Below are 12823 nucleotides of genomic sequence, written 5' to 3'. Positions count from 1 at the left end.
GAAGGCTGGAATGCCGACCCTCCCAAGAGATGGAACTCATGGACCGGCTACTTGTCGTGGATGACGATCCACTCATTCACACCCTACTGCAAAACACCTTCACTCGTCCCAAGTACGCGTTGACTTCCGTCGTCAGCGCCGAGGAAGGGCTCGAGTCCTTTCGGGCGGAGTCTCCCGACGCGGTCTTGCTCGACGTCCGCCTACCGGACATGTCGGGCCTAGAGGCGATCGAACGCTTCACCGAAATCGACGCCACTGTGCCGATCATCGTCATCACCGCCAATGGCGAAAGCGATTCGGCCATCGAGGCGATGAAACTCGGCGCCTACGACTACCTCGTCAAACCTCTCGACCTCAAGCATGTCGGCCAACTGATCAGTAGCGCCCTGAATATGCGGCATCTCATGGCGGTGACCGTCTCCCTCGGCGAGAACCCCGTCGACGATCAGCAGCAGGGGGAAGCCCTGATCGGCAACAGCGCGACGATGCGCGAGGTCTACAAGTCGATCGGCCGGGTCGCCCCTCGCGCCGTGACGGTCCTACTTCGGGGAGAGAGCGGCACCGGCAAGGAACTTGTCGCCCGCGCCATCTACCAACATAGTCAACGAGCCCATCGCCCCTTCATGGCGATCAACTGCGCCGCGATCCCCGAGAATCTCCTGGAAAGCGAGCTCTTCGGCCACGAGAAGGGTGCCTTCACCAGCGCCGACCGGCTCCGGATCGGCAAGTTCGAGCAGTGCAACGGCGGAACCCTCTTCCTCGACGAGGTCGGCGACATGCCGCTGCCTCTGCAGAGCAAGATTCTTCGCGTCCTGCAGGAGCAGCGTTTTCAACGCGTCGGCGGAAACGAGACGATCGCGACCGACGTGCGGATCATCGCCGCGACCCATCGCGACCTGGAACGTCTCGTCGCGGAGGAGACCTTTCGCGCCGATCTCTACTATCGCCTCAATGTCGTCAGCATCGTGCTGCCGCCGCTGCGAGACCGGATCGAGGATCTCGGTCCGCTCGTCGATCATCTCGTGCGCCGCTTCGGCCGAGAGCTCGATAGCGAAGTGACCAAGATCGCTCCCGACGTGCTCGAGATGCTGGCGAACTATCCTTGGCCGGGCAACATCCGGGAGCTGCAAAGCGCCCTGAAGCAGGCGATTATTCAAGCCTCCGGGTCGATCCTGATGGTCGACCACCTCCCCGAAACGATTCGCGAGCCCGACGAGGACCACCGCTCCTCGACGCGCGATCGTCGACAGCGCGACGACGACGAACTCCATTGGTCCCAGTTCCTCGCGGAAAACCTGGAACAGGGAACGACCAGCCTCTACGCGGACTCGATCGAACACCTCGAGCGATTCCTCATTCGGCGGGTGCTCGAGCACACCGGTGGGCATCAATCCCACGCGTCCGAGATCCTCGGCATCACGCGCAGTAGCTTGCGAAACAAGATCCGCAACCTCGGCATTCAGATCGATCAGGTCGTGAGAGCGGGCGAGGAATGCGACGATGTCATCTCGAGCATGGCGGCCGACTGAAAGGCGAGCCATTGCTCGCCAGTTGCTGGAGCCTGTCCGGCGCTACCGGGCAATCGGCGACCGCTGTTGTTCGATGAACAGGGCCAACTGCTTGCGAAGCTCGGCGAGCGCGGCGTCCAGTGCCGAGAGGAACTCCGGGATCGCGGCGGCGTTCCCCTCATCCCCCAAGACCTCCAAACTGCAACAGTAGCCAACGACGGCATCGGCCTCGAACGTCTTGGCCTGCCCCTTCAGCCGATGGGCGAGCCTGGCGAATGCCGACAGATCTCCCGACGCGGCAAGCTGTCCCAGTTCCCCAACCACTTCCTCGGTCTCTTGCAGGAAGCGATCCGCCAGCGTCGCGAGCAAGTCGGCGTTCCCAAGCGTGCGCTCGAGGGAACGTTCCAGGTCGAGCACTTTCTCGTCGGAACCACTCGCCTCCGAAGGCGCCGCTTCACTATTGGTCGAAGCCGAGACGGACGCGCTCTCGGCGCTCATCGGCCCCGAGACGGACGCGCTCTCGGCGCTCATCGGCCCCGAGACGGACGCGCTCTCGGCGGCCAACGGAGCCGAGACGAGACGAGCAAGCGCACCATCGACGGCCGGACTCGACACGCTGTCGGGAGTCGCCGTAGCCAACAATTGCTTGCCAATCACCCGCAGTAGCGTCTCCTGATTGACCGGCTTGGTGGCGTAGTCGTTCATCCCCACGCCAAGACAACGCTCCCGGTCGACTCGCGTCGCCGTGGCCGTCAGCGCGATGATCGGGACGGCATGCTGGTACCCTTCCAAGGAGCGGCGCGACTCTTCATGTTCCCGAATCCGACGCGCGGCCTCATAGCCGTCCATCACCGGCAACTGACAGTCCATCAGGATGACGTCGTACTTGCCCGACGTCGCGCGGTCGACGGCCTGGAGGCCATCCTCGACGTGGTCGCATTCGAATCCGTTTTGCTGGAGAATGTAGACCACGACTTCGGCGTTGATGCAGTTGTCCTCGACCACGAGGACGCGTCGCCCCGTTCCGAGCGCGGCCGGTTCGACCTCGCGGACGGGTACGGCTCGCCGAGCCGGTTTGCCGCGGCGCAGCGCGTCACGAAAGATGCTGATCAGCTGGGAGCGCCAAATCGGTTTCACGGCACAGGCGACAATTCGCAGTGCCTGGCGCTGCTCGCGCGACAACTTAGCAATCTGAGCACTCAACATCACGATCTTCGTTTCGCTCAACGGCCGATCGGAGCTGATCTGGCGTGCCAGTTCGATCCCGTCCCTGCCCGCGATCTGGCCGTCGAGTAGCGCGAACGAATAGGGGGATCCCGTTCGCGCCGCCTCGCGTAGCCTGGAAATGGCGACCTTGGGGCTTTGAGCGTCGTCAATCACCATCCCGAGTTCGCCCAACTGGCCGCGAATAATCTGGCAGTGGGTCGAGCTGTCGTCGACGACGAGCACCTTGAGCCCATCAAAGAGTTCGGCGTCGCGGTGGGAGTCCTGTATGTTGGGCTCGCACGTCGGTACTTGCAGCCGCGCGGTGAACCAGAAGAGCGAGCCGACGCCGGGGGTGCTCTCGACTCCGATCTCGCCATCCATCTGCTCGACGAGTTGCCGACAGATCGCCAATCCGAGCCCCGATCCGCCATACTGACGCGTGGTCGAGGAATCGACCTGGGTAAAGGCGTCGAACAGGTCGGCTTGGCGTTCCACCGGAATACCCTGGCCGGTGTCGCGGACCTCGAACCGAACCAACGCGCAGTCCACCTCGGTCCGTTCGACCCCGGCGTGGATCGAGACATCGCCCTCGGCGGTGAATTTGATCGCATTGCCAACGAGGTTGACCAAGATCTGCCGCAGTCGCGACGGGTCGCCGCGAAGGGTCATGATCGTTTCCGGCTCGAGCCCGCACATCAGGTCGAGCCCCTTCCCCTCGGCCTTGACCGACAGGACCGACGCGACATCCTCGACGATGTCGGCGATGCGGAAGTCGATCGTTTCGAGTTCGAGCTTGCCGGCCTCGATCTTGGAGAAGTCGAGCACGTCGTTGATGACCGACAAGAGCAGATCGGCCGAGGCCCGCGTCACCTCGGTGTAGCGTCGCTGCGTCGCGTCGAGCTCGGTCTGATGAAGCAAGTCGACCATCCCGATGACGCCATTGAGCGGCGTGCGCAGCTCGTGACTCATGTTGGCGAGGAACTCGCTCTTGGCGCGATTGGCCGCTTCGGCCGCCTCCTTCGCATGCCGCAGTTCCGCCTCGGTCCGTTTGATCGAGTTGATCGACAGATGGACACCGGCGATCCGTCGAACCCGACCCTGGGCGTCCCAGTCCATGACCCGCGCCCGGCTGAGGAACCAGCGCCAGCCGCCCGTTTTGACCTTCATGCGGAACTCGGTGTTGCAACGAACCGTACGTCCGCGAAGCGTTTGAAAGAGCGCCCGCCGGGTCCGCCGAAGATCGTCCGGGTGGACGAGCTTCTCCCAGGTCGAGTAGCTCATTGGTAACTCGCCCGGCTTGTACCCCAACATGTGGTACCACTGGTCGCTCAGGTAGAGCTTGCTGCCTTCGACTTGCCAGTCCCAGAGACCGATGTTGGCCGCCTCCAGCGCCACCGTCAGTCGCTCCTGACTGGTGCGAATCTTCTCGTCGGCGTACTTGCGATCGGTGATGTCCGTGACGACGGCTTGCACCAGGGGCTGGTTGCGGAGCATGATCGGCGAGAGCAGGATTTCGACCGGAAATTCGGTGCCGTCCTTGCGGCGCCAACACCATTCAAAGCGATGGCTTCCCGTCCGCAGGGCCGTGCGGTAGTGTTCCTCGAGTTGCCGGTTGTTGGACTCCCAACAGTCGCAGTCGCCGGTGCTGACATCGACCGGGCGCTTGTCGATGAGCTCCTCGTAGCGATCGTGCCCAAGCATCTCCAGGGCGGCGCGATTGCACTCGATAAACCGTAGCGTCTCGGCATCGTGCAGCATCACCGCCGCGCTGGTCGCCTCGTGCAACGCCCGGAATTTCGCCTCGGAATCGCGCGACGCCTGGGTGCGATCCTCGACCCGCCGCTCGAGTTCCTCATTGAGCCGACGTAGCTCCTCCTCGACCTTCTTGCGGCAGGTAATGTCCTGAATGTGACAGATGAAAAACAACGGCGTCCCGTCGGCGTTCTTCTGCAACGTCGAGGTCATGATCGCCGTCACGAGTTCGCCATCCTTGCGGATGTAGCGTTTCTCGATTCGGTAATAGGAGAGGCGCCCGTCGAGCAAATCCCTCACGTGGGCTCGGCGAAGATCGCGATCGTCGGGATGGAGGATCTCCTCGACATTCTTGGCGCCGATCTCGTCGCGTTCGTAGCCGATCATCTGCACGAAGCGATCGTTGACTTGGAGCAAGCGTCCCTCGGGGCTGACCAGCGCCATCCCGATCGGGGCGTTCTCGAAGGCGGAGCGGAAACGTTCCTCGCTGCGAACCAGCGCCCCCACGGCGGCATCGCGCTCGGCGACCTTGCCCTCGAGAGCGTCGCGAGCCTTCGCGACCTGTTCCGCCATCCGGTCGAAGGCCCGTCCGAGAGCGCTCAACTCGTCGAACCCGCAGAGCCCGCAGCGAGCTTCGACATCACCACCGGCGAATGACTCGACGGCGTCGGTCAGCCGATGGATGCGTCGTCGCATCATCAAGTGGGAGGTGGCGCAAAGCATCGCCGCGATCGCGAGAACGACGGTGACAATGTTCGCTTGGGCGGAGGACTCGTACTGGGTGACGACGGCGACCGAGATCGCCATGATCGCCAAACTCATCGGTAGCGCGAACCTGAAGAACATTCGACCCACCTCCATGTGAATAACCGAGACCGAATCTTCTCGGTCACGATTGGGAACGATCCTTCGCCCCTATAGATTCCGACATCCGCTCCCGGTCGTCAATCCCTCGTCAAACCCGTAGGGAATCGCGCGATCGCGTGAGCAATTTCGATCCGCCGTGGCTCGTGAGCGACCACGCCGCGACGGGGGGAGCCCAACCGCGTCGGACCAGTTGAAACGTGAAACGATTGATATCCTTGAGACTGCGATTACAATCGCGACTTCGGCTCAGCGCCATTCCTCAAAAGGGAACAAGGCTTGCATGTGACCGAAGCGGGGAAGCGACGTCCCCTGTCGCGGCATAGGAAAATCATGATGAGCAGAATCGTAGTCATTGATGACGACGAAGAGACCCTCAAGGATGTGGAACACCTACTCGATGGACATCAAATCGCGAAAGCCTCGCATGCCGATGAAGGAATCAAGCTCGCCGAGGATGGTCCCTTCGACCTACTGATCTGCGACTTGATCATGCCCGATCACGATGGCCTCGAAGTCGTCCGTGAGTTCCGGCAACGCTTCAACTGCGGCATCCTGGTCATCTCCGAGACACCTTGTTCGGCCCTTTGGGACTGTGCCTTGATGTTCGGAGCCGACCGCTTCCTACGCAAACCCCTCACTCAACCACAACTGGCCGAGGCGGTGGAAGACGTGATCGAGAAACGTCAGCTCGCTTCGGTCGAGGACTCCAACGCCAAGTCGCGCGATTGACCCGGCGCCAACCGCCACGGCTGCCCCTTCACCGCCGTTCGCGCTGATACCCCATCTTGGTCGTGGAGTCACCCAGGGCGACGGCGTCGACTCACGAACCGAGCGCCCCCCGTACCACGCCGCGATCGAAGTAGTTGATCGCCATCGCCGCATCGATGACCAATCCTTGCGCGTTGATGCCGCTCGATCGGGGACTTAGTAGGAAGACCACGCTGTTGGCGACCTCCTCGGTCGCGACCGCCCTGCCTCGCGGTATCACCTTCTCGGCGAAGAGGTACGAGTCGACGTAGCCCGGAATTCCCGCCGATGCCGACGTTTTCAACAGTCCCGGGCAGACCGCGTTGAAACGGACCTCCGAGAACGCGCTGAACGACTTGGCCAGGAAGCAGAGGCTCGAGTCGAGCGCCGCCTTGATCGGGCCCATGTAGCCATAATTCTCGGCCGCCATCCGCGTCGTGGAGATGGAAATCGTCACCACCGAGGCCTGGCGATCGAGGCAATCCCGCATCGCGTTGCTCACCGCCATCAGCGAGTAGCAACTGACATCGACCGCCTGCAAAAAGTCTTCGCGGCGCGTTTCGTGAAACGACGCCGGTTCGCCAGAGTAGTTCGCGAAGGCGATCGAGTGAACGATGCCGTGCAGCGGCTTGCCCGACGCCTTGACATGCTCGGCGAGCGCGTCGATCTCTTCCTGGCGTTCGACGTCACAGACGACGATGTCCGAGTCGGGGAAGAGCTTGGCGACTTGCTCACGTCGGCTCTCGCTTCGGACCGAGAAGATGACCTCGGCCCCCTCCTCCAGCAGCAGTCGACCAACGTGCGCCGCGACGCTCTTTCGATTCGCGACCCCCATCACCAAGATGGACTTGCCAGCCAACTGAAGATAATCCATGACGTTCCGTTCTCCTTCAATGCCCGAAATCCGTTGCGGCATTGTAGGGATTGACCGTTCCCCGGGCGGAGACGACCTCGAGAGCCACGACCACCCATGGACATCAAGCCGACATCGCGCATCGTCATCGTCGGGGCCAGCGCCCGCGGCATCGCGATGTCCGCGCGGCGATGCGGACTCGAACCGATTGCGTTCGATCTCTTCGCCGATTGGGACACCTCCCAAATCGCCGACACGAGATGCCTCCCTCGCGACGCCCTTGCCAAGACGCTGCGGCGGGAGACCCGATCCCTCGCGGGGTTGCCATTGATTTGCGGCGGAGGGTTGGAGAACGCGCCCGATCTCATCGAGGAACTCTCGGAAAACCTGACACTTTGGGGGAGTTGCGCGGCATCGGTCCGCGAGGTCCGAGATCCTTTCTCCCTCACCGGCGCCATGGCCCAAGCCGGGATCGCGATGCCTGGGATCTCCATCCACCCCGCGACGATGCCCACCGACGGCAGTTGGCTGCAAAAGCCGCTCCGTGGGACCGGCGGAATGGGCATCACTCCTTGGAGGGGCAGAAGCCTGCCCGAGGGAACCTACGGCCAACAGCGCATCGAAGGCGAACCGCACGCGGCCCTCTTCCTACTCTCCGCGACCCAGACGCAACTCCTCGGCGTCACCCGGCAGTTGCTCGTCGAGCACCGCTCGGAGGAGAGCTCCTTTCGCTACGGAGGAAGTATCGGCCCCGTCCCACTTCGCGAAGCCTCTCGCCAGACACTCCAGCGAGCGGGCAACGTCTTGGGGAGCGAGTTCGGTCTTCGCGGGATCGTCGGGCTCGACTTCGTCCTGGACGCCGAGGAGGTTTGGCCAATCGAGGTCAACCCGCGCTGGACCGCCTCGGTCGAGGTCCTCGAACGGAGCCTCGCCTTTTCGGGCGTCGCGCTCCTTGAACGGCTCTTCGGGAACTCGGAGCTACTCGATCCGCCATCCCGAACGACCAACCCCGTCATCCACGGGAAGCGGATTCTCTTCGCTCCGTGGCGATCGCGAATGCGCGCGTCGGCGCCCTGCTACCACTCGGCGCCAGACGTCGACTCACCACGTTGGGCGGACATCCCGCCACCGGGGACAATCCACGACGAGGGAAGTCCAGTTCTCACGCATTTCGTCCACGGCCTTGATGCCGACGAGTGCCAGGAGCGACTCCGCGAGCAGGAGTCCCATCTCATCGCCAAGTGGCTCGAGCCCGCGTGAGCCGTCGGCGTTCGATGCTCCCGTTCAATTCCGCGACCAGAGCCCGACCTCACGGAACCAGTCGAGGTAGCGGCGAAAGTCGTCGAGAAACATCTTCCTGCCGGTCGCTTCCCGGTACCGGAGCATCAGGGCGTTGTCGCTTCGCTCTTGCGCACCCTGCTCGGTCAGGACGTCGTGGATCGGGCCAAGAATCGCGGCATGCTCGATCAGATAACGTGCCTGCTCGACGTTCTGGCAATGAATGATGAGCTTCGCGGCCTCTTCCGCGGAGAATGTCTCCTCGTCGCTCATGTGATCTCCCCCTCGCTGCGAACGCTGGAGTGCGCTTGTGAAATACGGGCTTCCCGTACATGATGCCATTTCGACGCGTCGGGGACACGGAATGATTCCGCCCCGCGACTTCCGCGAACATACAATATTCCAGGTCGCGACGGGACGTTGGCCCCGACGGCTCCCCGAGCCGGACTTCCCCTGGGAAGGTCGTGATCGCGATGGCAGCGTCGCATTCCGGCCGACGAAGGGCGCGACCTTCGATCGTTCGAAACGACAATCGAGAGGACAGGATGGGGATCTACGATCGCGAGTACTATCGCAACGAAGCCCAGGCGCGGATGCACCGGCTTCAGAACTTTCAGTCGTGGCGCTGGTGGTCGATCACCACGTGGCTGATCATCATCAATGTCGCCGTGTTCTTGCTCAATGAATTAACGCGAAAAGAGCTTTTCCTGCCCATCGGCTACTTTTCGACGCAGACGGCAGTCTTTCAGCTACAGGTTTGGCGGTTCATCACCTATCAGTTCCTCCACGCCAACCTCTGGCACATTCTCTTCAACATGATCGCGCTGTACTTCTTCGGCCAGATGATCGAGCAATACCTGGGAAGTTGGCGCTACCTCGTCTTCTACCTCGCGTGTGGCATTGCCGGGGCCCTGCTCTTCGTCCTCTTCACGCTGACGCAGATCATTCCGACCCCGGTCACCGCCCCGATGATCGGTGCCTCGGCGGGCGTCTTCGGCGTCCTGATCGGAGCGGCCCGACTCGCCCCTGACCGAACGGTCCAGATGATGCTTTTCCCCTTCTTCGTCCCGATGAAGCTAAAAGTCCTCGCCTGGATTCTGATCGGGATGGCGGTCTACACCGTGATCACCACCGGCCAGAATGTCGGGGGCGAGGTCGCCCATCTCGGCGGTGGGGGCTTTGGGTTCCTGCTGATCAAGAACGTCCACTGGCTCTACTTTCTCGATCGCTTCTCGCCGGAAAAGCTCCAAGTCTGGTGGAACCGCGGGACTTGGAAGAGACGCGAAAAGCAGCGTGACCATATGCGGGAGGAAGTCGACCGCATCCTGGAGAAGATCATTCGCGAAGGCATAGGAAGCCTCAGTAAGCGCGAGAGAGAGACCCTGCACCGCGCCGCCGAGGAACTGAAGTAGACGACAGCTCGGAAATGTTATCCCGACCATGAAACAGATCATCGCGATCGTCAAGCCGTTTCGCGCTCAAGACGTCCTTGAGGCCATCGGCGAGTTCAATGTCGACTCGGTCCTCGTCGGCGAAGCGGCCGGCTTCGGTCAGCAGCGCGACGCCGCTCCGCGCCTGACCGAAAGTGAATACGACTTCGCCCACATCCCGAAGATCGAAATCACGCTCTTCGTCCAGGACGATCTCGCCGAGCAAGTCGTCGATCGCATCGTCGAGGTCGCGCGCACCGGACGCATCGGCGACGGCAAGATCCTCGTCTTCCCCGTCGTCGGCGACGTCGACTTCTGACCCAGTCCCCAGATGCGTCGTCGCCGCTCCCATGACGTGCCCGCGGAATCGATTCGGCTCGGGCCGCCCTCAAGTGCCATCACGACGTCACTTGATGTTCATCGGCGAGCGATGATCCGGGACGGTCCTAAATGGGCCACCGGCCCCGCGTAGTTGATGATCGATGGTCAGCCCGAGTCGCCGGGTTGGGACTACGCCAACTTCTCGAACAACTCGTCCCGGTAGGCCTTGAGCCGATGCGATAGCTCGACCCGATAGGGCGTCGGATCGGCCAAGCGACGATGCTCCTTCGGGAGACTCGCCACTTGATCGGCCACGCGATCGCGCACCGCTTCGATCGCCGTCGGCTCCTCGACGCGCTCCCCTTTCGCGATGGTGTCCTTCAACAACGGCTCGAACTCGGTACCGTTGCGTTCTTCCTCAAGGACGTCGAAGGGTGGGTTCTCCTGGGCCAGCGCGAGCACATCGCCCACGAACTGTCCCTCGCGCCGAGCCCGCCAGATCTGCTTGCGCCCGGGGAGCGTCGACTTGCCCGGCGTCGAGGAGATCTTCATCTTCGGCTCCCAGTCGGTCCCCTGATAGAGCGCGGTCATTTTGTAGACCCCACCCAAGGCCGGTTCCTGATACGCTGTCGCGAGCCGAGTGCCGACGCCGTAAATGTCGATCGGAGCCGACTGTCGCTTGAACTCGGTGATCGAATACTCGTCGATGTCGCTCGAGGCGACGATCTTGACATCGCTCAATCCCGCGCGGTCGAGTTCGGCGCGGCAGGCCTTCGACAAGGCCGCCAAATCGCCACTATCGAGACGGATCCCGCGCGTTTGATGCCCCTTTCTCGCAAGTTCCTTCGACACCGCGATCGCGTTGGAGAGCCCTTGCCCCAGCGTGTCGTAGGTGTCGATCAGGAAGGTCGACTGATCCGGGAAGGTCTTCGCGTACGCGTCGAACGCCTCGCGCTCGGTGGGAAAACTCATGATCCAACTGTGGGCATGGGTTCCGAAGACGGGGATGCCGAAGCGATAGCCCGCCTCGACGTTGCTCGTGCCGACGCAGCCGGCGAGGTAGGAGGCCTTCGAGGCCCAAAGTCCGCCGTTGGGTCCCTGGGCGCGGCGGAGTCCGAACTCAACCACCGTGCTCGGCTTGGCGGCCTCGACCATGCGGCTCGCCTTGGTGGCGATGAGTGTCTGGAAGTTGACGCAGTTGAGTAACAGCGTCTCGACCCACTGGGCCTCGAGCAGCGACCCAGTCACTTCGAGGATCGGCTGGTTGGGGAAAACGACCGTTCCCTCGGGAACCGCGCGCACGTCTCCTTGGAAGCGAAGTTTCGATAGATAAGAGAGAAAATCCTCGCGAAAGAGTCGGATCGACCGCAGGTACTCGATGTGTTCACCGCTGAAGGACATCGACGTCAGCATCGTCACCACATCGTCGATGCCCGCCGCGACCGCGTAGCCTCCATGTTCCGGTGTGCGGCGAAAGAAGAGCTCATAACTGGCGGCATCCGAGGACCGTCCCGACGCCCAGAATCCTTGCATCATCGTCAATTCGTAGACATCGGTTCGAAGCGCGGCGTCCGCCAGTTCCGGATCCATGGTCCCTCCTTTCGGCAGGTGACGGGTTGGCCCACCGAGTTTCTCGCTCGCGGCCTACCCGATGATCTTCAGATGATGCATGAGCCACTTGATGGGACCGACGACGTTCGGCGCATCATCGACGCCGAGTCGCCCCCCGGGGAAAAAGTCATTCTGCAAGTCGACGACGATCAGGGCCGTCGGATGAGGATGCAACGTCAACGTCGAGACGACGCGGCCACACTCGGCCAACGTCGCCCCCGCTTCGCGCATCGCGATCAGCGCCCGATCCTTGTCCCCCGGATTGACGTTGACCGATCCGATCGCGTCCACGAGAACCCAGGTGTCGAAGCCCTCGCGGCAGGCATCGATGGCGGTCTCCCGCACGCAGTACTCGGTCGTCAGTCCGCAGACGAGAACGCGTTCGATGTCGCTCCGCCGCAGATGCTCGGCAAGGTCGTCCTCGGGGAAGGCGCTGTAGTTGTCCTGGTCTACCCGAATCCCCTTGCTCGCCACGACCGTGTCGGGAGGAAGGGGAACCTCGGAGTGGAACGCGGCTCCGGGTGTCTCCGCGACGCAGTGGACGGGCCAGGGGCCCCCCTGCTCGCGAAAGGAGCAGTGATTCGCCGGGTGCCAGTCACGGGTAAAGACGACGTTTCGGATCATGCCCACCTCTTCGGATCGGGGACCGGGCGATGGTCGGTGCTCGATTCCCGATATATTAAACGGAGGCGCCCCGCCCTTTTCCTGTTCGCGCCAAGCAAGCAATGACCGAAGCTCACGGCAGCTCGGCGAGACGACAGCCTCGCGAGCGAGCCCAACGATCAACCGGGAGTGGACGATGACCTCGACGGCCAGTGACACCACCGCGACCATCGCCCAACTCAAACAGTGGGTGCGCGACTTTAGCCAAGAGCGCGATTGGGAGCAATTCCATCACCCGAAGGATCTCGGCCTCGCGCTGGCGATCGAGGTGGGCGAACTGTTGGAGCACTTCCGCTATCGGGACAACGAGCGGATCGCCAAGGAACTGGCCAAGGAGAGCGTCCATACGGAACTCGCCCACGAGCTGGCCGACTGTCTTTGGCTCCTCTTGCGTTTGGGAGACGTTTGCGACGTCGACCTGAGTCGGTCCCTGCGCGAGAAACTCGTGCTGGCCGCGGAGAAGTATCCGGCCGATCTCGTGCGAGGCCGCTCCGACAAATATACGTACTATCGCGGCGAACTAGAGAAGGATCCGCGGCGCGACGACGCTGGATCGTAAGTCGTCCCGTCGCCACGAACTCCACGGA

At 62.5% G+C, this 12823-nt stretch carries 11 protein-coding genes; 6 read left to right on the top strand and 5 right to left on the bottom strand.

Annotated features, from left to right (window positions below):
• Positions 1-38 precede the first annotated feature (38 nt).
• Positions 39-1529, top strand: a complete 1491-nt coding sequence (locus tag Pan216_RS07160) for a sigma-54-dependent transcriptional regulator (RefSeq protein WP_145256809.1) — start codon at positions 39-41, stop codon at positions 1527-1529.
• 42 nt (positions 1530-1571) lie between these two features.
• Here Pan216_RS07160 and Pan216_RS07155 read toward each other — a convergent pair whose 3' ends face one another.
• Positions 1572-5312, bottom strand: a complete 3741-nt coding sequence (locus Pan216_RS07155) for a PAS domain S-box protein (protein WP_419193362.1) — start codon at positions 5310-5312, stop codon at positions 1572-1574.
• A gap of 351 nt (positions 5313-5663) precedes the next feature.
• On the opposite strand from Pan216_RS07155, the gene Pan216_RS07150 reads away from it, so the two are divergent.
• Complete coding sequence (locus tag Pan216_RS07150; RefSeq protein WP_145256804.1) at positions 5664-6062, top strand: response regulator; 399 nt, start codon at positions 5664-5666, stop codon at positions 6060-6062.
• Positions 6063-6153: 91 nt separating this feature from the next.
• Here Pan216_RS07150 and Pan216_RS07145 read toward each other — a convergent pair whose 3' ends face one another.
• On the bottom strand, positions 6154-6954 hold the full coding sequence (locus Pan216_RS07145) for an enoyl-ACP reductase FabI (RefSeq protein ID WP_145256801.1): 801 nt from the start codon (positions 6952-6954) through the stop codon (positions 6154-6156).
• A 96-nt stretch (positions 6955-7050) separates the two neighbouring features.
• Between Pan216_RS07145 and Pan216_RS07140 the strand changes: the two genes are divergently transcribed.
• Positions 7051-8193: an ATP-grasp domain-containing protein gene (locus Pan216_RS07140; protein WP_145256798.1), complete on the top strand. Its 1143-nt coding sequence runs from the start codon at positions 7051-7053 to the stop codon at positions 8191-8193.
• A gap of 24 nt (positions 8194-8217) precedes the next feature.
• Here the strand turns inward: Pan216_RS07140 and Pan216_RS07135 are convergent, their stop codons facing one another.
• Positions 8218-8484, bottom strand: coding sequence for a hypothetical protein (locus Pan216_RS07135; RefSeq protein ID WP_145256795.1), 267 nt, complete (start codon positions 8482-8484; stop codon positions 8218-8220).
• Between the two features lie 272 nt (positions 8485-8756).
• Between Pan216_RS07135 and Pan216_RS07130 the strand changes: the two genes are divergently transcribed.
• Positions 8757-9623 (top strand): rhomboid family intramembrane serine protease, encoded by an 867-nt coding sequence (locus Pan216_RS07130; protein WP_419193361.1) that lies wholly within the window; start codon positions 8757-8759, stop codon positions 9621-9623.
• A gap of 28 nt (positions 9624-9651) precedes the next feature.
• Positions 9652-9960 (top strand): P-II family nitrogen regulator, encoded by a 309-nt coding sequence (locus Pan216_RS07125; RefSeq protein WP_145256790.1) that lies wholly within the window; start codon positions 9652-9654, stop codon positions 9958-9960.
• A gap of 191 nt (positions 9961-10151) precedes the next feature.
• Here Pan216_RS07125 and Pan216_RS07120 read toward each other — a convergent pair whose 3' ends face one another.
• Both Pan216_RS07120 and Pan216_RS07115 read right to left on the bottom strand, forming a co-directional pair.
• Positions 10152-11552 (bottom strand): nicotinate phosphoribosyltransferase, encoded by a 1401-nt coding sequence (locus Pan216_RS07120; RefSeq protein WP_145256787.1) that lies wholly within the window; start codon positions 11550-11552, stop codon positions 10152-10154.
• 54 nt (positions 11553-11606) lie between these two features.
• Positions 11607-12197 carry an isochorismatase family protein gene (locus Pan216_RS07115; RefSeq protein WP_419193360.1) on the bottom strand — a complete coding sequence of 197 codons (591 nt, stop codon included), beginning with the start codon at positions 12195-12197 and terminating at the stop codon, positions 11607-11609.
• A 175-nt stretch (positions 12198-12372) separates the two neighbouring features.
• Between Pan216_RS07115 and Pan216_RS07110 the strand changes: the two genes are divergently transcribed.
• Positions 12373-12795, top strand: coding sequence for a nucleotide pyrophosphohydrolase (locus Pan216_RS07110; RefSeq protein ID WP_145256781.1), 423 nt, complete (start codon positions 12373-12375; stop codon positions 12793-12795).
• Positions 12796-12823 lie beyond the last annotated feature (28 nt).

It is taken from the genome of Kolteria novifilia, from assembly GCA_007748055.1.
GTDB classification, from domain to species: Bacteria; Planctomycetota; Planctomycetia; order Kolteriales; family Kolteriaceae; genus Kolteria; species Kolteria novifilia.
The sequence above is the reverse complement of the archived record's forward strand: the minus strand, read 5'-3'. Positions and strand labels throughout refer to the sequence as shown.